Genomic DNA, 20,326 nt, shown 5'->3' on the forward strand with positions numbered 1-20,326 from the left:
CGGAAAGGAAAGCAGCTTGATCAACGACCTCTGGTACAAGAACGCTGTCGTCTACTGCCTGTCCGTCGAGACCTTCATGGATGCCAACGGCGATGGAGTGGGCGATTTTCAGGGGCTGCAACGGCGGTTGGATTATCTGGCCGGTCTGGGCGTCAATGCCATCTGGCTGATGCCGTTTCAGGCCTCTCCGGGTCTCGATGATGGCTACGATGTCTCCGACTATTACAACATCGATCCCAGATACGGCACCCTCGGCGACTTCGTCGAATTCACCCATAGCGCAAAGCAACGCGGTATACGGGTGCTGATCGACCTCGTCGTCAATCATACGTCCGATCAGCATCCCTGGTTCAAACAGGCCTGCGCCGACAAGAATTCCCGATACAGGGACTGGTACGTATGGTCTGAGAAGAAGCCGGAAAATGCCGACGAGGGCATGGTCTTTCCTGGTGTACAAAAGACCACATGGACACGGGACGAAAAGTCCGGCGAATACTATTTTCACCGTTTCTTCAAATTCCAGCCGGATCTCAACACCAGCAATCCACATGTCCAGGCGGAAATCCTCAAGATCATGGGTTTCTGGATACAGCTCGGCGTATCGGGTTTTCGCATGGACGCCGTTCCCTTCGTGATCGCCGAAAAGGGTGCAGATGTGAAGGAATCGAAGCCGCAGTTCGATCTGTTGCGCAGTTTCCGCGAGTTCCTGCAGTGGCGCAAGGGTGACAGCATCATCCTTGCGGAGGCCAATGTCGTGCCCAAGGAGAACCTGCAGTATTTCGGCGACGACGGCGATCGTATGCAGATGATGTTCAATTTCCACGTCAACCAGGCTCTGTTCTACGCGCTCGCTAGCGCCGATACCCGGCCCCTTGACAAGGCGATGAACGAAACCCGGGAGCGACCGCAAACGGGGCAATGGGGAATATTCCTGCGCAACCACGACGAACTCGATCTTGGCCGGCTGACGGAAAAACAGCGGCAAGCCGTGTTTTCCGCCTTCGGTCCAGACAAGGACATGCAGCTCTATGATCGGGGGATACGGCGTCGCCTAGCGCCGATGCTGGGCGGCGATACCAGGCGTCTCAGGCTTGCTTATAGCCTGATGTATTCGCTGCCGGGCACCCCGGTCCTGCGATATGGTGACGAGATCGGCATGGGAGACGACCTAGCATTGGAGGAGCGCAACTGCGCCCGCACGCCTATGCAATGGTCGACCGAGCCGCATGGCGGCTTCACCAAGGCGGAAAAACCCGTCTTGCCCGTCATCGAAGGAGGTCCCTATGGGTTCGAACATGTCAATGTCGCGGCACAGCGGCGGGACGCGGAATCGATGCTGAACTGGACCGAGCGGATGATCCGTATGCGAAAGGAAGCCCCTGAAATCGGATGGGGAAGTTTCAGCGTTCTGGACTGCGGCGATACCGGTGTCCTGGCGATGCGCTACGACTGGCGCCACAACGCCGTCGTCATCATCCACAATCTCCACGACAAGCCAGTCGATATCTCGTTCGATCCCGGCGTAGGTGAGAGTGGACGCGTCCTGATCGACATCGCCGACGGCAGCGACAGCAGCGCGGACGAGAAAGGCCGGCATAACATGGTGATCGAGCCATTCGGTTATCGCTGGTACCGCGCCGGCGGGCTCGATTACCTGCTCAAGAGAAGCGACATCTGATCCCGCACCGGAACCTCGGCTTTGCTCCACCCGTTGCCCGATAGGCGAAGCGGCGTCTCTTGCCGTCCGTCATTCCGCCAGCCGACTCAAATCAGCGAGATCCGCAATGCCTGTAGTTGCTCCCGACAATCCGGTTCCCGATATCAAGTGGTGGCACACCGCGACCGTGTACCAGGTCTACAAGAAGCTCTACGGTAACAGATCATCGAGGCCGCCTGCATCATCCGCGGCATGCCGGCCGACGAGCGACGCAAACTGCGCAAGGATCACGCCAAGCCCATTCTATCGGACCTGAAGGGCTGGATTGAGGCTACGCTTTCGACGTTGCCGCAGAAGTAGAAGCTGGCCGAGGCAATGCGATATGCCCTCTCTCGATGGGCAGCCTTGAGCGTCTACATCGACGATGGCCGGGTCGAAATCGACAACAGCGTCGAGCGGACCATCAGTCCCCTTGGCGGACCTGAGTCATTGTGCAATCCTTCTCTAAGTATCGGTAAACATTGGAATCGTCTCCGCATCAGCAATGCGACACGGGCGACCCTTTCGCACTATCGCGGCTCGGACGTTCGCAGAATTGAGGTCACTGGCCCGGATTTGATACGGTGCGCCGGGAACCACCTGCTCGGCAGACAACACCCTCTTGATCAAGTGTCGTATCCGGTGGTTGGTCACGCCCAAAGCCGCCGCAGCCTCGGTCATGGTCAGCCAGTCGCCGTCTTTGTCGGCTGATTTGTATGCGTGGATGGCGCGTACGCGCCTCACCGAAGCGACACGGTGCGCGGTCCAGGTTTTTCCTTGCCCGGTCGGCATGCCCATTCGATTGAGCGACGCGGCGATATGTTCATCGGACCAGCGTCCAGCCATGCTCCGCATCACCGCCAAGGCGTCTTCCGTTGTGGCGCACCCATGTTCACCGCTCTGAGGCTTGCGAACTCTCAGCTCCGAGTGCTGACCGCCCTTCCAATGGATCGTGAGCACCACGTCGCGCACCGCATCATCAACATCGACCACAATGTCGGCGATCAGTGTACGTAGCAGTTGCTGGCGCACGCGCATGGTGACATCGGGCGTCGACGAGGCCGCTTGCAGATTGTCAGCGAGGTTTACGAAATTGCCTGGGTCAACTTCTATGGTTGAGGGGCAATCTGCAGGTTTGCGCACTTCCAGATCACGAACGCGGCGGAGCGCCGTTTCCCAATTCTTCTCTAGCTGTGCAGCAATCAAGCGATTGTCTGGATCGCATGCCGCATAACGCCGCTCGGCAAGGCTTGCCTCGTAGCGGTCCTGCCGCAGTTCTAGGTCGTGAATGTGGCGCTGTGGCACTGTAAAGTTAACCTGGCATCGATCAACATTTGGGATCTTGTGGCATGACCAGATTTGCCCGTGATCCTCTTTATCGTCGCCATCGATTTCCAGCCGAGGTGATTGCCCATGCCGTTTGGCTCTATTTCCGGTTTCCGCTGAGCCTGCGGATGGTCGAGGATATGCTGGCTGCCCGTGGCCTCATCGTCTCTCACCAAACCGTGAGGCTCTGGGCGGAGAAGTTCGGTAGACATTTTGCCAATGATATCCGCAAGCGATCTGCCGGCAGGCTCGGTGACAAATGGCACTTCGACGAGGTTGTCATCACGATCGCCGGCAAGAAACATTGGCTCTGGCGCGCCGTCGATCAGGACGGTTTTGTTCTCGACGTGCTGGTGCAAAGCCGCCGCGATGCCAAGGCGGCAAAGCGTTTGATGCGAAAGCTTCTGAAAGGGCAATGCCGTGCGCCGCGTGTGATAATCACCGACAAGCTTCGATCCTACGGTGCGGCGAAGCGTGATATCATGCCCGGTATCGAACATCGCTCGCACAAGGGCCTGAACAATCGGGCCGAGAATTCTCATCAGCCTGTCCGACGGCGTGAAAGGATTATGAGGCGCTTCAAGTCAGCGAGGCACCTTCAACGGTTCGTTTCCATCCACGATCCGATTGCCAACCTCTTTCACGTTCCCCGCCACGACATTCCATCCACCCATCATCGCGAATTGCGAGAAACAGCCATGCAAACATGGTACCAAATCGCTGGCATTCAAGCCGCCTAAACCAAAACCTCAACCCCAAATCATGACTGCGAAGCGCTAAGTTTACATTGCCATTTGTACTCCAGAGCACATCAGCAACCTTAGATAAATTTGGCAAAATACAATTCAGCAAAAAATGGGCATTAAATTACCTGTTGTTAATGTGTCTATAGCTAACTTAAGCGCATCACTAATTCGGCCATTCATGAGGCATTGAATGCGACTTCTATCGATTTTTGGTAACGATCTCGCTTATATCATGAAGGCATTCGATCGCTCTCAGGCGATCATTTCCTTTACGCCGGATGGCAAGATCCTCGATGCCAACGAGAATTTCTGCAAGGCTATCGGCTATACCCGCGAAGAGATCGTTGGCAAGAATCATCGCATGTTCATTGACCCAAAAGAGGCTCAGTTGCCCGAATACAAGGCCTTCTGGAAACGACTAGCTGACGGTGAGTACGACCAGCGTCAGTACAAGCGCATTGGCAAAGGTGGAAAGGAAATCTGGATCGAGGCGTCCTATAACCCCGTCATTCGCGGTGGCAAGGTGGTCAAGGTGGTCAAAATTGCAACTGAGATAACCGCTTCAAAACACGAAAGCCTGGAGAGTAAAGGTAAGCTTGATGCGCTTTCGCGCGCCCAGGCGATTATCGAGTTCATGCCCGACGGAAAAATCCTGACAGCCAATAAGAATTTCCTCGAGACACTCGGTTACACGCTTGAGGAGATTGTTGGCAAGCATCATGGAATATTCTGCGAACCCGATTTCGTGGCATCGCGCGAATATTCGGAATTCTGGACGAGGCTTGCCAAAGGCGAATACTATAGCGATGAGTTCAAGCGCATCCGCAAAGATGGTAGCCCAGTCTATATACAGGCAACCTATAACCCGATCTTGGACGAGGACGGCAACGTCTTCAAGGTTGTGAAATTTGCGACCGATGTATCCGGGCGCGTCTTGGCGCTGCAAAAGATTGGATCGGGGCTCGAGCGCCTCTCAGACTGCAATATACGTGTTACTATCGACGAACCCTTCGTCGAAGAATTCGAACATCTACGCCACGACTTCAACGAGTCGCTCGCCAAATTCCAGGAGACGCTGGAAGAGGTTTTGTCACAGACCACCATGCTCTCTTCAAAAAGTGGAGACATGAGCGAGAGCGCAAACGGCATTGCCCAACGCTCGGAGCAGCAGGCAGCAGCACTGGAAGAAACCTCGGCTGCACTGGAAGAAATTACTGTGACTGTTCGTGAGTCCGTTGGGAGAACAGCCGAGGCAAGAGACCTGGTTCGAGACGCTCGGTCCGCCGCCTCAAAATCGGTTCAAATCGTCAATTCTACCGTGAATGCGATGGGGCGAATCGAGGCTGCGTCGAGGGAAATCACAAACATTATTGACGTGATCGACCAGATCTCATTTCAAACAAATCTTCTCGCCCTGAACGCCGGTGTTGAAGCAGCGCGCGCTGGTGACGCCGGCAAGGGCTTTGCGGTTGTAGCACAAGAGGTACGAGAGCTTGCTCAGCGGTCAACCAAAGCCGCCAAAGAAATCGCCGTTCTTATCGGCAATTCTTCAAATGCGGTGAAGGACGGTGTGCGCCTGGTAGGCGAAACGGGCGATGCCCTTAAGAGCATCGAAGGCTATGTGCAGTCGATAGATGCAAACATCGATGGTATCGCGTTGGCATCGTCAGAGCAGTCGACCAGTCTCAATGAGATCAACTCAGCTGTGAACTCCCTTGACCAGATGACTCAACAAAATGCTGGCATGGTGAGCAGCATGGGCACCATTGCCGAAGCTGTGGCATCCGGCGCTGCGGGGCTTGAAGCGCTTGTTAAACGCTTCAAGCTCAACCGTCGCGAGTGGATCCGCGAACCGGGTTCAGAGGCAGCAAAGCTTGGTCCGGAAAGCAGGGGGTATGGTAAGAATACGATTTACCAACCCGAGCGTGCTCATCAACAGACGAAAGGCTCTTCTAAGGTGAAGCTTGCCTCGTGAGTTGTTCTGGAGAAATTTCTCTATTTCAATGCGACAGGGTGTGAAACAGCACAGAAGGGTGACCCGTTCGAAAAGATGGGAAGCGCCTGACTTTGTCTGCAAAATCGCACCGAGAGTGGGGCATCCTCGGCGCGGTTTCACAGAGATGACGATTTCAATCGAACAGCATATCGAGGAACTGCGACTGGAAGCACGCGAACCGGCAACCAGGTGCGAACGCCCCCAAATCGGGGCTGAACTCGGTCTGGCGCTGGCCGAGCTTGCAGTTATCACGACCGAGCAGGGCGCAACGTCAGCGCGGAGCCTCCTTTCTAGGAGGCTTACATCGTACCGCCGCCGGCAGCCTTTTCGCCTCATGCGTTCAGCGCATCCTTGACGGCCTTGCCGGGTGTAAAGGTCAGCTTCTTCGATGCGGCGATCTTGATCGTTGCGCCCGTGGCCGGATTGCGGCCTTGGCGTTCCGGAGTGTCCTTGATTTTGAATTTGCCGAACGACGGAATCGACGTTTCCGCGCAGGCAAGAGCAGCATCAGTGATATGTTTAAAGACGCTTTCGACAATGGTCTTGGCCTGCGCCCTTGTTAGGCTCTGCTCGGATGCGATCTTGTCAGCAATTTCGTTTGTGGTGGTCATGGAAAGACATTTTCCTTGGGTACGGTGTCTTCCCAGTATCACAATGAAGATGCGGCGGGGAAAGGGGCGTGAGGCACCTCGCGTCTGCAGATCGTCCGAAAATCACAGGAAATTTAGATTCGCGGACTTTTGCGGTATTGCACCGCTTTTTATCGACAACCTGCGGCAGGTCCAGGACGCTGTACGGCCGAATACAACGAGGGCCGTCAATCACCCCGTGGTAGCAGGGCGTTCCAGCGTGATCCACAACCCCTTCGGTGTCGGGCACATGTTGGGGGAAGAAGTCGAAAAATCGTGCTGGAATGGGCAAGAAGTTTTCACGACACTCTTGAGCGGAACATGAGAGTACGGTCGGCAGCGATTGCCATACCTGATACAGTTCCAACAGAGAACGTCACATCGATTGTCTCTGGTACCGTCATGGATGACACGCTGCCGCACGTTGCTGTAGGCTTTAACCCTTTGGAAGCATATTGCCGTGCAGTCCTTTCGCTTGTTAACGAAAGCGGCAATGAACTTGCAGCCCAATATTTGAGGTCAGCACTGAACGTACTTTCGACCCAGCCTGAACGCGAGTGATACCACTGCCAAATCTGCTGTGACACGTCCATGATGCATGCGGACATTTTAACTTTCTGAATTAGCGATCCATGATAGAATGTATGCACTGACAACAAGGTCCTGATTTGTCAATATTTTGGCGCTTTCTTGCTGGTTTTGGCATATGCCTGGACCCAAGCCACCACGAGGTACACGATGAACAATATCTCCCTAGCAGAGCAGCCGGACTTCGTGGAAACGAGCGCAGCGCTCCTGCAAGCGATGGCGAACCCTGCCCGCATTAACATTCTGATTATTCTGGCTGAAAGAGAGGTTTCCGTCGGCCCGCTCAGTGAACTTGTTGGCTTGAGCCAATCGGCGTTGTCACAGCATCTCGCCAAATTGCGACAGGCTGGTCTTGTGTCGACCCGCCGGGAGGCACATACCGTCTATTATATTTGTAAGTCCAGCGCGGTTCTGCGGATTTTGGCAATACTCTCAGAATTCTATACTAAGCGTACTTTTTTCGATACCTGAAACCTCGTCTCGGCAATGTAAACTTAGCGCTTCGCAGTCATGATTTGGGGTTGAGGTTCTGGTTTAGGCGGCTTGAATGCCAGCGATTTGGTACCATGTTTGCATGGCTGTTTCTCGCAATTCGCGATGATGGGTGGATGGAATGTCGTGGCGGGGAACGTGAAAGAGGTTGGCAATCGGATCGTGGATGGAAACGAACCGTTGAAGGTGCCTCGCTGACTTGAAGCGCCTCATAATCCTTTCACGCCGTCGGACAGGCTGATGAGAATTCTCGGCCCGATTGTTCAGGCCCTTGTGCGAGCGATGTTCGATACCGGGCATGATATCACGCTTCGCCGCACCGTAGGATCGAAGCTTGTCGGTGATTATCACACGCGGCGCACGACATTGCCCTTTCAGAAGCTTTCGCATCAAACGCTTTGCCGCCTTGGCATCGCGGCGGCTTTGCACCAGCACGTCGAGAACAAAACCGTCCTGATCGACGGCGCGCTAGAGCCAATGTTTCTTGCCGGCGATCGTGATGACAACCTCATCGAAGTGCCATTTGTCACCGAGCCTGCCGGCTGAGCGCCTCCGAATGTCATTGGCGAAATGCCGGCCGAACTTCTCCGCCCAGAGCCTCACGGTTTGGTGAGAGACGATGAGGCCACGGGCAGCCAGCATATCCTCGACCATCCGCAGGCTCAGCGGAAACCGGAAATAGAGCCAAACGGCATGGGCAATCACCTCGGCTGTAAATCGATGGAGACGATAAAGAGGATCACGGGCAAATCTGTCATGCCACAAGATCCCAAATGTTGATCGATGCCAGGTTAACTTTACAGTGCCCTTGAGACTGCAGAAGCGACGCTTGCGGACGCACTCGTCCTTTCCGATTTGGTCCAAGATGATTTGGACCAAATATTTGCTCTCGAAGAGACAACGATTGTCGCCCTGCGTCAACGTCTTCGCAAGCTTGACGACGATGTCATTTCAGCGCGCGCCGCGCTAGATTCGCGCCGCAAGGATCATGCCGAAGCGGAAGCGGCAGGCCTGCCGGAAGATCCGCCAGAGCCATTGACAAGCGCACTGTCCGCACTGGAAGCAGCCATACGAACGCGGGCCGAACGCATCGGCGGAATCGACAGCGAACTCCAACGCGATATTGCCGCGCGGGCCGCCCTTGCCGGGCTGGAAGAGGAAATCAAGCAGACACAATCAGAGCTGGACGTGTGGGAAGCCGTGGACCACGGGGCAGGTTCTCGCAGCGGCGACAAATTCGCCAGGGTTGCGCATACCATAACGCTGGACGTGTTGGTTGATCACGCCAACCATCATCTAGTAGACCTTAATCCACGTTACCGCTTGCGCCGCGCGGCTGACCTCGCACTACAGGTCGAAGATCGCGTTATGGGTGATGAAGCCTGTGCGACACGCAGTCTCTCGGGCGGCGAGCGTTTTCTGGTGTCGCTCGCCCTTGCGCTCGCGCTCTCGCGAATGGGCGGCAAGGGTGGCCTTGCATCGACATTGTTCATCGACGAGGGGTTTGGATCACTCGATGCAGGCAGCCTGGACTTTGGCGATAGATGCGCTGGAAAACCTTCAGTCACAAGGTCGTCAGGTCGGTGTCATCAGCCATGTCGAGGCGATGAAGGAACGTATCCTCACGCGTATAGCCGTGAACAAACAAGGAAGCGGGAAAAGCGCCATTGAAGTCTACCAGGCTTAAAGCTTGACCGACCGCCCTCCGCGTTGACGCAAACATTTCGCATTAAGTAGATGCTCAATCTCAATAGGACTGCGAGCCATTTCGCTTATAAAATCCCCCACGCCCGAAACCTCCCCCTCCCGATCATCTCCCGCAAGCCCAGTTCCAAAACAATCCGCCGCGCCGCCTGCGGCGTGACGTCCAGTGTCTTCGCCACCATCCCGGCCGACACCAATGGTTTTGCCATCACCAGCTCGACCAGCTCCGGCAGCTTTGACGACGTCCGGCGTCCGTCCAGCTTTCGGTCCATCATTTTCTTCGCCAGCGTCAGCCGGTCATGCTCTTTCAAAACAATTTCGCCGGCTGCGATCAGGCCGTGGGTGATGGCAAGCAACCGGGTTTCTCGATCACGATGCCGGCCTGCCGTAAGATCGAGGCGCAAAGCAGTCGGCCGAGCCAGGGGACATGTTGCAGGACCAAAATCTCGTTCCAGGCGTCGAGGGCGATGATCGCCTGCAGCACTGGCGGCAAGTTCTCCGTCTGGCGCAACACGCCACGCCATTCATCGAGCCGGGTATACGGTAGATGGATCAGACCGAGAACGGCAGTGGTTGGCAGCCCGAATCGTCGAGCGCCGGCTTGTCTTCCCATATGTAATCACCGGTGAGATTTACGTGCTCCCAGGTTAGCGGTGACAGGCTCGACAGCAGATGATCGGGCACATGCTGCCCGGCGCGATACAAGGCCTCGATGACACGGCCGGTATAGATTGTGTTCCAGTGAATAATGGCTGTGACGACCAGATTGAGAGCGGATGCCCGGATCGAAAGATTTTCCTGGCTGCGATCTCGGAAGCGACCGAAGCGATGGAGATTGACCGCACGCACGAGGCTGTTGCGGCTTTCCCCTTTGTTCAGCTCTGCCGTTGTCGTCTTTCTCAGATCCTCGTCATTGATCCAGTCCAGGGTGAATAGGGTTCGTTCGATCCGGCCCATCTGGCGTAGTGCCTGAGAGAAACCGCTTTGGCTGGTTTTCGCCGACAGCCTTTTAAGCATGAGCGAGGCGCTGACGGTGCGCGTGCGCAGCGAAGTAATCAGGCGCAGAATATCGTCCCAATGCGCTCGGATCAGGTCGGCATCGATGCGATCGCCCATGACATTTTGGAGAATTCCATATTGCTTGCCAGGTCCGAAGCCATAGAGGCATCGTCCGTCGAGATCAGGAATGCGCTGGGTGTTGTCACATTAACCGGCCCGCTATTGCCTACGTTTCGGGTTGGTCGTAGATTTCGACGATGCAAACATCCGCTATCAGTTTTAAACGTCAACGTTTTCCGCCACAAATCGTTGCTCACGCAGTTTGGCTTTATCTACGGTTCAATCTGAGCCTGCGTGAAGTTGAGGAAATGTTTCTTGAGCGTGGTGTCGACGTTTCTTATGAGACGGTTCGCGTTGGATCGCCAAGTTCGGACCCCAGATCGCTCGCAACTTGCGGCGACGACAGCCACGGCCGGGCGATGTTTGGCATCTGGACGAAGTCGTTGTGAAATGCGCCGGAGAGACGTTCTGGCTTTGGCGTGCGGTCGATCAGCATGGCACTGTTCTTGAAGAAATCTTGCAGAGGCGGCGTGACAAAAGAGCGGCCAAGCGCCTGCTCGTGGCGTTAATGAAGCGCTATGGCTTTGTTCCCAAACGGATCATCACCGATAAGCTCCGCTCTTACAGCGCAGCAAAGGCGGACGTCACACCCGGCGTCGACCATTGGTCGCACAAGGACCTCAACAATCGGGCCGAAAATAGCCACCTGCCATTTCGAAAACGGGAACGAACCATGCAGGGCCACCGATCCCCGGGAGCATTGCAACGGTTCGTTTCCATGCACTCCGCTACTCGCAACTGCTTCTCAGTTCCATCCTGCCGCCGAGCCGCACAAACAATTCGCTACCATCGCCTCGAAGCCTTCGATGCCTGGAATAGCGCGGCTTGCACCGCCTGAAAATTCCAGTGCAAGAGGCTTTGCCGGCATGACAAAGTTAATGTAACAACACCAAAATTTTTCCTCCATCGTCACAATCGCCGCAGGCTTCATCTTGATCAAATCCGTCCACACTGCCTAGTGATGCCCGCACTTTTAATTATCTTCGATCACCTTCAGTCAGTTCTTCGGCGGCGGCGGCGGCGGTGTAGGCGGGCAAGGTGGCGCCGGCGGTATGCCGCATTCCGGCGGTGGCGGTGGCGGTGGATCTTTTTTTTCTGCCGGCTTGTCATGGGTAATAATAACCGTGTCGGCGAAAGCTGGCGACGTAGCGACTACCGCAGCAATCGCCGCGACCGTTATCCATAACTTTGGCTTGCTCATAGAACCTCCGGAGCAGATTAATGTGATTAATTAACGCTGGACATAGCAATAAGTTCCCTATCCTTTGGAAGAACCGGATCGCGCCGCACCCGAGGAAAGTCCTGACGCGAAGATGATGGAAGGCTACCACCCTTGCCATCTCGGCGTCCGCTTGCAGCATCGAAATACAGCCGAGATGCTCCGTCCGGTTCAGCAATTCGCGCACGAGGATGACCGACTCGGATTCGACCGATGCTTTTCGGGCATGAGTCCGAGACGGGCGAACAGGGCGTCAAAATGATTGCGAATGGGCGTGCCGCTTGAGCCACGACCCAGGGAAGATGCGAGTTCCTCGAGGCTAATTTGATGCTGCCGCGATAGCGGATGGTCCTTCCTGCAAGCAACACCAGTGTGCCGGTAAATAGCTGGCGCTGTTCCACGTCTTCGACGGGCTGGGGATTGCGTAACGCACTGATCAGAAAGTCTATTTCGCCGCGCCGCAATCCAGCCAGTAAGTTGACATAGAGACCGACGACGTCTCGCAGCTTGTCGATGAATTTCGGGTCGTTGGACAATTTGAACTGCCGCCACCGGTGAGGTGCCAGGCCATGCGCTTTCCAGATGCGCCCGACTGCGCTGGCGCTGATGCCAGCGGCCTTCGCCATCATGTCGGCCGTCCAGTGCGTCGTCTCGCCCGGCGGATCGGCAAGCGTCAGCGCCACCACACGCTCGGCGCCTTCTGTGGCGAAGCGCTCCTGCCAGCGCCACACGCAGTTCTTCGATTTTCCGGTCTGGCGCATGATCTCGACAGTTCCGACGCCATCTCCACTCAGCAGGATGATCTCGGCCCGCCAGATGTGCTTTTACGGCATGACCAGATTTGCCCGTGATCCTCTTTATCGTCGCCATCGATTTCCAGCCGAGGTGATTGCCCATGCCGTTTGGCTCTATTTCCGGTTTCCGCTGAGCCTGCGGATGGTCGAGGATATGCTGGCTGCCCGTGGCCTCATCGTCTCTCACCAAACCGTGAGGCTCTGGGCGGAGAAGTTCGGCCGGCATTTCGCCAATGACATTCGGAGGCGCTCAGCCGGCAGGCTCGGTGACAAATGGCACTTCGACGAGGTTGTCATCACGATCGCCGGCAAGAAACATTGGCTCTGGCGCGCCGTCGATCAGGACGGTTTTGTTCTCGACGTGCTGGTGCAAAGCCGCCGCGATGCCAAGGCGGCAAAGCGTTTGATGCGAAAGCTTCTGAAAGGGCAATGCCGTGCGCCGCGTGTGATAATCACCGACAAGCTTCGATCCTACGGTGCGGCGAAGCGTGATATCATGCCCGGTATCGAACATCGCTCGCACAAGGGCCTGAACAATCGGGCCGAGAATTCTCATCAGCCTGTCCGACGGCGTGAAAGGATTATGAGGCGCTTCAAGTCAGCGAGGCACCTTCAACGGTTCGTTTCCATCCACGATCCGATTGCCAACCTCTTTCACGTTCCCCGCCACGACATTCCATCCACCCATCATCGCGAATTGCGAGAAACAGCCATGCAAACATGGTACCAAATCGCTGGCATTCAAGCCGCCTAAACCAAAACCTCAACCCCAAATCATGACTGCGAAGCGCTAAGTTTACATTGCCCCTGAAACACTGAAGTTGTTCCCAGGCGGCCTTACATAGACGCGTGAAGACTGTTCGAGCGCGTTCCAGCGAACGGCGATGCGCACTGCCGCCGAGCGCCGCTAAAGGCCCTGTAGGAATTGTCGGCAGCCTGGTAAGAGCTGAAGTGGTCGGAGCACCAACGAACATGTGCCTCGCCCAGATCATTCGTCACTTGCGGGCGGGACGTCTCAGCGAGCGCTCCCCCGGTCAACGACTGAGGAGCCTCGCAGGCGTGCCGCGGCCCGCCACCGAACGGCTGATAGGTGTCGTCTTCAGCACGATAGGAGGTGTAACGATTCTGGCACCGGGCAACGCGTGCATGCTCTATGGCAGCCATTGCGGTCTGCCGGTCATCCGGCGTCGTTGATGGCCGTGCCTCGGCAACTTGGTCCGTTTTGCTCTGAGAAGCCCCTATCGTTTGAGTCGACGCGGCCAAGATCGCAGGCAGCCGCTCATAAGGCTGATTGGTACGGTCTATCTGTATAGGCGTATTCGACCAAAGCGGGGCATTGAGGTTCGCAAACTTATGACTGGCGGCGGTAGCATTGAACGCCGCGGCCACCTGAGCCGCTCCCATGACAAGAGGCACGCAGCAGGCGGACAAAACTAGGCTTGAGAGTATCGACTTCATCACAAAGGCTCCGCGGTTGCAGTGCACAAATGCGCGACAAGCATAAGAGTTCCAAGCGGACGAATTATGCAATAGCCATGGTTACCGTGGTGGGTTCAAGGATGAAGTGCGACTTGCCGTCGTGTTTCCCGCCACGCCCACCGTTCTCTTGCGAGCCATCACGAACGCACTTGAGGCCTTCGAACATTCGAAGTTAGGGTCCCAGACCACAGACTTCGTCGCCACGCGCAGTGCGAAGACGCCGGCGAGGAACGTTGTCGATGCGCCAAGCATCGTTGCGGGGTCCGCATATCCAAACACGGACTGTCCTGCTGGCACTTCACCGGTTATCCCGGAAAGGCGAACCCCTTCACGCAGCACCGCGATCGCGACTACCACTCCACTTCCGCTGACAACACCCCATCCTGCCGCTTTGACGCCCGCTGCGCCATTCGACGCGAACAGGAAAAGCGTGCCGATCGCAGCCGCGGTCGCATAGGGCAGCGCGAGGCCGATCCGCCCGAGCATCAGCTTTGCCTGCCCGGTCTTACTGAGAGCGGCCAGCCAGTGTTCGATCCCCGCCATGAACACCAAGACGACGATCATCATCGCGGCCGGGATGACGGCGAGGAACACTTTACTCGCCGTCATGAGCGAATGCCTCCGCGCCTATCGCCGTGAGGCGCGATTGCTCCCCATCGTTGCCCTTAAGGCGGCGACCGGCATCGATCAACAGGCCAAGCAGAAGAGCCCGCTTCTCGTAGCGCAGTCCTGCCTTGACGATCAGGCCACCGAGTTCGATTTTCTCGCGCGTGTCTTTCTTTCGCGCGTCATTCGTGATCGTGCGGGCCATCCGTTCAAGCCTCACGACCGCTGCTCGCAGCAGCGCCAGTCTCGATCGTCGTGACCGTCTCACCTGCTGTCCTGCCGTCACCAGCATTTCTCTTCCCAGTCGAAGCCGCCTTGCCTCCGCGAAACCGCCCGGTGATCTCTTCGAACGCAGCCTGTAGCTCGGTTTCCTCGATCTCGATCTCACCGAGGCCGGCCTTCAGCGCGATCCTGCCGACGCGCTCCGCCTCGCGTGTTTCGGCTTGTCTCAGCTGATCCTGCAATCTGGCGATTTCTTCCCTGATCTTCAACGATGGTTTCTTCATTCCGGTCGCATCTCCCTGGAAATCCTGCGGCGTTTATCTCGCTGCAAGATTTCCCCAAAAGCACGTCCGAAGGAATGTGCAGATCTGCACGTCGGCAAAGCCGACACTTTGGAGGATGATCCCGCCGTTCCGAAGGAGCGGTTCCAAGGGCGCAATTATACGTCGCTGGCCGACGAGTTGCTGGCGGCCCTGGCGGGGCCGTCGTGGGGTTGTCGCCCCCGACGAACGAGATTCGAACCGGGAGTGTTTTACGCCGTGGCCATCGCCCATTTCTCAGCCAGTATCGTCAGCCGTGGCGACGGCCGCAGTGCTGTGTTGTCTGCGGCCTACCGGCATTGCGCGAAAATGGAATATGAGCGCGAGGCCCGAACCATTGATTATACCCGCAAGCAAGGCCTCGTGCATGAGGAGTTCGTTCTACCCGCGGATGCCCCGAAATGGGTCCGCTCCCTTATCACCGATCGCTCTGTATCGGGAGCGGTCGAGGCCTTCTGGAACAAGGTCGAGGCCTTCGAGAAGCGCTCCGATGCGCAGCTTGCCCGCGACCTGACCATCGCACTTCCGCTGGAGCTGACGACTGACCAAAGCATCGCACTGGTACGCGACTTCGTGGAAAAGCACATCCTTGCCAAGGCAATGCTCGCCGATTGGGTCTACCACGACAATCCCGGCAATCCTCACATCCATCTGATGACCACATTGCGCCCGCTCACCGAAGATGGCTTTGGGGCAAAGAAGGTCGCGGTCATTGGTGAGGATGGCCAGCCGGTCCGCACCAAGTCCGGCAAGATCCTTTACGAACTCTGGGCCGGTTCCACCGACGACTTCAATGTCTTGCGCGATGGCTGGTTCGAACGCCAGAACCATCACTTGGCGCTCAGTGGTCTCGATCTTCGTGTCGATGGCCGCTCCTACGAGAAGCAGGGCATAGACCTGGAGCCGACCATCCATCTCGGCGTTGGCGCAAAAGCGATCGAGCGCAAGGCCGAAAGCCAAGGCGTGCGTCCGGGGCTCGAGCGGATTGCTGAATGCGCAGCGTCGAAGCGAGAACACCCGTCGAATTCTGCGACGCCCGGAGATCGTCCTCGACCTGATCACCCGGGTGAAAAGCGTTTTCGATGAGCGGGATATCGCCAAGGTGCTGCATCGCTATATCGACGATCCCGGCACGTTTCAGCATTTGATGGCGCGCATCATCCAGAGCCGGGATATTCTGCGCTTGCAGCGCGATACGATCGATTTCACCACCGGCGACAAGATGCCGGCCCGCTACACAACACGGGCGATGATCCGGCTGGAAGCAACGATGTCGCGCCAAGCGATCTGGCTGTCGAGCCGTGAACGGCATGCGGTATCGGAAGCAATGCTGGATGCGACGTTCCGACGTCATCAGCGGCTTTCGGAAGAGCAAAGGATGGCAATCGAACGGATCGCTGACCCCGCCCGGATCGCTGCCGTCGTCGGACGCGCTGGTGCTGGCAAGACCACGATGATGAAGGCGGCGCGAGAGGCTTGGGAGCTCGCCGGCTATCGCGTTGTCGGCGGCGCGCTTGCGGGCAAAGCGGCCGAAGGCTTGGAGAAGGAAGCCGGCATTCAAAGCCGGACGTTGGCGTCCTGGGAATTGCGCTGGGGCCGTGGCCGCGACATGCTCGATGACAGGACCATCTTCGTCATGGACGAGGCCGGCATGGTCGCCTCCAAACAGATGGCGGGCTTTGTCGATGTCGTTGTGAGGGCAGGGGCGAAAATCGTGCTGGTCGGCGATCCCGAGTAGCTTCAGCCGATCGAGGCGGGGGCTGCCTTCCGCGCCATTGTCGATCGGATAGGTTACGCTGAACTCGAGACAATCTATCGCCAGCGCGAGGACTGGATGCGCAAGGCATCGCTCGATCTGGCGCGCGGCAATGTCGAGAAGGCGTTGGCGCTCTACAATGCCAATGCGAGAATTGTTGGCGAACGTCTGAAGGCGGAAGCGGTTGAGCGCCTGATCGCCGACTGGAACCGTGATTACGATCAGACGAAGACGACATTGATCCTCGCCCATCTGCGCCGCGACGTGCGCATGCTGAACGTTATGGCCCGCGAAAAACTCGTTGAACGCGGACTTGTCGGTGAGGGCCATGTCTTCAAAACGGCTGACGGTGTCAGGCAGTTCGACTTGGGCGACCAGATCGTCTTCCTGAAGAATGAGACCTCGCTCGGCGTCAAGAACGGCATGATCGCTCAGGTCATTGAGGCCGCACCGAACAGGATCGTTGCTATCATCGGAGAAGGTGATCAGCACCGGCAGGTGATCGTCGAACAGCGGTTCTACAACAATCTCGATCACGGCTACGCCACGACGATTCACAAGTCCCAGGGTGCCACGGTCGATAGGGTCAAGGTGCTCGCTTCCCTGTCCCTTGATCGGCATCTAACCTATGTGGCGATGACCCGCCATCGCGAGGATCTGCAGCTCTATTACGGGACCAGATCCTTCTCCTTCAACGGCGGCCTGGCCAAGGTTCTTTCCCGAAAGAACGCCAAGGAGACGACGCTCGATTACGTGCGTGGGCAGTTCTATCGCGACGCGCTGCGCTTCGCCGAGGCTCGTGGCCTCTACGTCGTCCAGGTCGCACGCACGATGGTACGCGATCGGCTCGACTGGACGCTGCGCCAGAAGGCCAAACTTGTCGATCTCAGCCAGCGCCTTGCTGCCTTTGCCGCGCGCCTTGGCTTCACCCAATCCCCAACCACTCAAACGAAGAAGGAGGCCGCACCCATGGTCGCAGGCATCAAGATATTCTCCGGTTCTGTTGCGGATACGGTCGGTGACAGGCTCGGCACAGATCCCGCCCTGAAGCAGCAATGGGAGGAGGTGTCGGCGCGCTTCCGTTATGTCTTCGCCGATCCCGAAACCGCATTCCGGGCCATGAACTTCGATATGGTCCTGGCCGACAGGGAGATGGCCGGACAGGTCCTTCAAAAGCTTGAGACAGACCCCGCATCGATCGGCCCGCTGAAGGGCAAGACCGGAATCCTCGCTGGCAAGGCCGAGCGCGAGGCGCGCCGCGTCGCAGAGGTCAATGTTCCCGCCCTGAAACGCGATCTCGCGCAATATCTGCGGATGCGCGAGACCGCGACGCAACGCGTTGCGACTGAAGAACAAGCCCTGCGCCAGCGCGTCTCGATCGACATCCCGGCGCTCTCGCCGGCCGCACGCTTGAGCGCGTGCGCGACGCGATCGACCGCAACGATCTGCCAGCGGCCATGGCATATGCGCTCAGCAATCGCGAGACCAAGCTCGAAATCGACGGGTTCAGCCAGGCTGTTACCGAACGCTTCGGCGAGCGGACCCTGGTGAGCAACGTGGCGCGCGAGCCGTCCGGAAAGCTGTACGAAAAGCTTGCCGAGGGGATGAAGCCCGAACAGAAGGAGCAGCTGAAGCAAGCCTGGCCGGTCATGCGCACGTCCCAGCAGCTCGCCGCCCACGAGCGCACGAGCCAGACGCTGAAACAAGCTGAAAACCTGCGGCTGACGCAGCGCCAGTCGCCGGTGATGAAGCAGTGAAACGGCGCTGGGTGATTGCGTTCATCACTGCGAGCGCGAGCGTCATGGCCGCTCTTGCAGGGATCGGGTTTGGCCGCATCAGGCTGAACATGACGCCGAGCGAGCCCCTTGGTATCTGGCGCATCAAGCCTTTTGGGAGAGAGCCCATCGTCGGTGATCTCGTGTTCATCTGCCCTCCGTCCAAGCCGCAGTTCGAGGAGGCATGGCAGCGCGGCTATCTCCGACGTGGACTGTGTGCCGATCCTGCTCTGAAACCCGCAATCGTCGAGCAGTTCATCAAACGGGCAGGGTCCTAGGATCCACTCTTTAATACGGTTCGCTCTGCGGGCCGAGTCATTCTAGCACCGAAGCCTGCGACACCGGATGATGCCCTGACGCTGATCCGTAACTGTCCGTCGTCGAATGATTTGAGACTTCCTCGGCTTTGGAAGAATGGAGTTTCCGGCTCGGTTTGCGCGTTGATTTAAGCTGCTTTCTTTTGGTGGTTCAAGCGGCGTTGTCTGATGGTGTCTCTTTTGATCTTTTCGCGTTCGAGCAGTATGGTCTGGCCGCGCCCGGAGTAGACGTCGGCTGGGGTAAGATTGTCGAGGCTTTCGTGATAGCGCCGATGGTTCTAGTGCTCGACAAAAGCCGCGACCTGAGCTTCGAGGTCCTCCTGGAAGAAGTAGTTTTCGAGCAGGATGCGGTTCTTCAGCGTCTGGTGCCAGCGTTCGATCTTGCCCTGCGTTTGCGGATGGCCGGGAGCGCCGTGGACCTGCCCGATCTTGTATTTCTCCAGCCATTCACCGAGATCGGAAGCAACGTAACACGGGCCGTTGTCGGACAGCAGGCGCGGCCGGTGTTCGACCTTGACCTTGTCGCATCCTGATGCCGCAAGCGCCAAGTCGAGCGTGTCGGTAACATCCTCGACTTTCATGCTGGTGCACAGCTTCCAGGCGATGATGTAGCGCGAGAAGTCGTCGAGGATGGTCGACAGGTAGAACCATCCCCAACCATGACCTTCAGATAGGTGAAGTCAGTTTGCCACATCTCGTTCGGGCGCGTGGTCTTGTCCTTGAACTCGTCGTTGGCCTTGATGACGATATAGGTGGGCGACGTTATCAGATCGTGGGCCTTGAGCAGGCGGTAGACCGAAGCCTCTGATACGAAATAGCTTTCCGTGTCGGTGAACTTCACGGCCAGTTCGCGCGGCGACAACTCGGCATGATCCAGCGCCATTTCGATGATACGGTCCCTGACATCGTCGGGAAGACGGTTCCATACCCGTGACGGGGCGGATGTCCGGTCTTCCAGCCCCTCGACGCCGTAGGTCAGGAAACGATCATACCAGCGGTAGAAGGTCGGCCGAGGAATGCCGAGCTTGTCGAGGGTCTGCTTGGCAGGCAGGTGGGATTCTTCCACGAGCCGGATAATCTCAAGCTTCTCGGTGGCGGGATATCTCATTCGTCGCCGTCCCCATCCCCGATCATGCTTTTTTTAAGCAGGCGGTTTTCCAGGGTGAGGTCGGCCAGAGCCTCCTTCAGGTCGCGGCTTTCACGGCGCAGTGCTTTCACCTCGTCAGTGGTTGCCGAACGGGCGGTGTCGCCCGCAAGCCGCTTCTTGCCAGCTTCGAGGAATTCCTTGGACCAGCTATAATACAGGCTCTCGGCAATCCCTTCACGTCGGCAGATTGCGGCAATGCTGTCCTCGCCACGAAGGCCTTCCAGCACGATGCGAATTTTCTCTTCCGACGAATGGTGCTTGCGCGTGGCGCGGCGGATGTCCTTGATCGTCTTCTCGGTCGTCGATGTCTGCGGCCCGGATTTTTGTCTCATCTTCGCTTCCTTTGAATGAGCTACGATGAGCCGAAAATCCTCTCTTCTCAATTAAGCCAGTTC

14 protein-coding genes and 9 pseudogenes are annotated in these 20,326 nt (G+C 57.3%); 11 read left to right on the plus strand and 12 right to left on the minus strand.

The features are described from left to right. Positions 1–16: 16 nt before the first annotated feature. Entirely contained in the window at positions 17–1,678 is a 1,662-nt protein-coding gene (locus AVCG78_RS26050) for an alpha-amylase family protein (RefSeq protein ID WP_012648927.1), read from the plus strand. Between the two features lie 222 nt (positions 1,679–1,900). Then, positions 1,901–2,134: pseudogene (locus AVCG78_RS26055) on the plus strand (IS66 family transposase); the annotation flags it as partial. A 27-nt stretch (positions 2,135–2,161) separates the two neighbouring features. Here the strand turns inward: AVCG78_RS26055 and AVCG78_RS26060 are convergent. Next, positions 2,162–2,995 (minus strand): annotated as a pseudogene (locus AVCG78_RS26060) (recombinase family protein); the annotation flags it as partial. 50 nt (positions 2,996–3,045) lie between these two features. Between AVCG78_RS26060 and AVCG78_RS26065 the strand changes: the two are divergent. Beyond that, complete coding sequence (locus tag AVCG78_RS26065; RefSeq protein WP_087730843.1) at positions 3,046–3,762, plus strand: IS6 family transposase; 717 nt, start codon at positions 3,046–3,048, stop codon at positions 3,760–3,762. A 196-nt stretch (positions 3,763–3,958) separates the two neighbouring features. Then, positions 3,959–5,743: a methyl-accepting chemotaxis protein gene (locus AVCG78_RS26070; RefSeq protein ID WP_012648929.1), complete on the plus strand. Its 1,785-nt coding sequence runs from the start codon at positions 3,959–3,961 to the stop codon at positions 5,741–5,743. 353 nt (positions 5,744–6,096) lie between these two features. On the opposite strand, the gene AVCG78_RS26075 is transcribed toward AVCG78_RS26070, so the two are convergent. Further along, a complete protein-coding gene (locus AVCG78_RS26075; protein WP_012648930.1) occupies positions 6,097–6,375 on the minus strand; it encodes an HU family DNA-binding protein in 279 nt (92 codons plus the stop codon). A 756-nt stretch (positions 6,376–7,131) separates the two neighbouring features. Here AVCG78_RS26075 and AVCG78_RS26080 point away from each other — a divergent pair. Continuing rightward, positions 7,132–7,452: an ArsR/SmtB family transcription factor gene (locus AVCG78_RS26080; RefSeq protein WP_012648931.1), complete on the plus strand. Its 321-nt coding sequence runs from the start codon at positions 7,132–7,134 to the stop codon at positions 7,450–7,452. Positions 7,453–7,515: 63 nt separating this feature from the next. Here the strand turns inward: AVCG78_RS26080 and AVCG78_RS26085 are convergent. After that, positions 7,516–8,238, minus strand: a pseudogene (locus AVCG78_RS26085) (IS6 family transposase). Between the two features lie 105 nt (positions 8,239–8,343). Between AVCG78_RS26085 and AVCG78_RS26090 the strand changes: the two are divergent. Next, a complete protein-coding gene (locus AVCG78_RS26090) occupies positions 8,344–9,144 on the plus strand; it encodes an SbcC/MukB-like Walker B domain-containing protein (RefSeq protein ID WP_234902125.1) in 801 nt (266 codons plus the stop codon). Positions 9,145–9,245: 101 nt separating this feature from the next. Here AVCG78_RS26090 and AVCG78_RS26095 read toward each other — a convergent pair. Further along, positions 9,246–9,712 (minus strand): annotated as a pseudogene (locus tag AVCG78_RS26095) (DUF1612 domain-containing protein); the annotation flags it as partial. Between the two features lie 17 nt (positions 9,713–9,729). Next, a pseudogene (locus tag AVCG78_RS26100) lies at positions 9,730–10,368 on the minus strand (Tn3 family transposase); the annotation flags it as partial. A gap of 65 nt (positions 10,369–10,433) precedes the next feature. Between AVCG78_RS26100 and AVCG78_RS26105 the strand changes: the two are divergent. Further along, positions 10,434–11,134: pseudogene (locus tag AVCG78_RS26105) on the plus strand (IS6 family transposase). On the opposite strand, the gene AVCG78_RS26110 reads toward AVCG78_RS26105, so the two are convergent. Then, entirely contained in the window at positions 11,042–11,227 is a 186-nt protein-coding gene (locus tag AVCG78_RS26110) for a hypothetical protein (RefSeq protein WP_174089769.1), read from the minus strand. The pseudogene AVCG78_RS26105 and the gene AVCG78_RS26110 sit on opposite strands and share 93 nt — an antisense overlap. Positions 11,228–11,991: 764 nt before the next feature. Further along, positions 11,992–12,339, minus strand: a pseudogene (locus AVCG78_RS26115) (helix-turn-helix domain-containing protein); the annotation flags it as partial. Between the two features lie 7 nt (positions 12,340–12,346). Between AVCG78_RS26115 and AVCG78_RS26120 the strand changes: the two are divergent. After that, on the plus strand, positions 12,347–13,063 hold the full coding sequence (locus AVCG78_RS26120; RefSeq protein ID WP_012648935.1) for an IS6 family transposase: 717 nt from the start codon (positions 12,347–12,349) through the stop codon (positions 13,061–13,063). Between the two features lie 83 nt (positions 13,064–13,146). On the opposite strand, the gene AVCG78_RS27415 is transcribed toward AVCG78_RS26120, so the two are convergent. From AVCG78_RS27415 to traC, 4 genes are all read right to left on the minus strand, one after another. Next, positions 13,147–13,767 carry a BA14K family protein gene (locus AVCG78_RS27415; RefSeq protein WP_041699461.1) on the minus strand — a complete coding sequence of 207 codons (621 nt, stop codon included), beginning with the start codon at positions 13,765–13,767 and terminating at the stop codon, positions 13,147–13,149. Between the two features lie 81 nt (positions 13,768–13,848). Beyond that, the gene (locus tag AVCG78_RS26125) at positions 13,849–14,397 is read right to left on the minus strand and encodes a hypothetical protein (protein ID WP_012648936.1); all 549 of its coding nucleotides are present in this window, start codon (positions 14,395–14,397) and stop codon (positions 13,849–13,851) included. Further along, on the minus strand, positions 14,384–14,599 hold the full coding sequence (gene traD / locus AVCG78_RS26130; protein WP_012648937.1) for a type IV conjugative transfer system coupling protein TraD: 216 nt from the start codon (positions 14,597–14,599) through the stop codon (positions 14,384–14,386). Before traD ends, AVCG78_RS26125 begins: the two co-directional genes overlap by 14 nt. Positions 14,600–14,603: 4 nt before the next feature. After that, positions 14,604–14,900 (minus strand): conjugal transfer protein TraC, encoded by a 297-nt coding sequence (traC, locus tag AVCG78_RS26135; RefSeq protein WP_012648938.1) that lies wholly within the window; start codon positions 14,898–14,900, stop codon positions 14,604–14,606. A 255-nt stretch (positions 14,901–15,155) separates the two neighbouring features. Between traC and traA the strand changes: the two are divergent. The 3 genes and pseudogenes from traA (at position 15,156) to AVCG78_RS27425 (ending at position 18,916) form a co-directional block, all read left to right on the plus strand. After that, a pseudogene (gene traA, locus AVCG78_RS26140) lies at positions 15,156–18,449 on the plus strand (Ti-type conjugative transfer relaxase TraA). 44 nt (positions 18,450–18,493) lie between these two features. Further along, the gene (locus tag AVCG78_RS27420; protein ID WP_080517077.1) at positions 18,494–18,745 is read left to right on the plus strand and encodes a S24/S26 family peptidase; all 252 of its coding nucleotides are present in this window, start codon (positions 18,494–18,496) and stop codon (positions 18,743–18,745) included. A gap of 39 nt (positions 18,746–18,784) precedes the next feature. After that, positions 18,785–18,916, plus strand: a complete 132-nt coding sequence (locus AVCG78_RS27425) for a hypothetical protein (RefSeq protein WP_409065509.1) — start codon at positions 18,785–18,787, stop codon at positions 18,914–18,916. On the opposite strand, the pseudogene AVCG78_RS26150 reads toward AVCG78_RS27425, so the two are convergent. Then, positions 18,913–20,263, minus strand: a pseudogene (locus AVCG78_RS26150) (IS3 family transposase). The gene AVCG78_RS27425 and the pseudogene AVCG78_RS26150 overlap by 4 nt on opposite strands. Positions 20,264–20,326 lie beyond the last annotated feature (63 nt).

It is taken from the genome of Gillisella vitis, assembly GCF_021559775.1.
Classification (GTDB): domain Bacteria; phylum Pseudomonadota; class Alphaproteobacteria; order Rhizobiales; family Rhizobiaceae; genus Allorhizobium; species Allorhizobium ampelinum.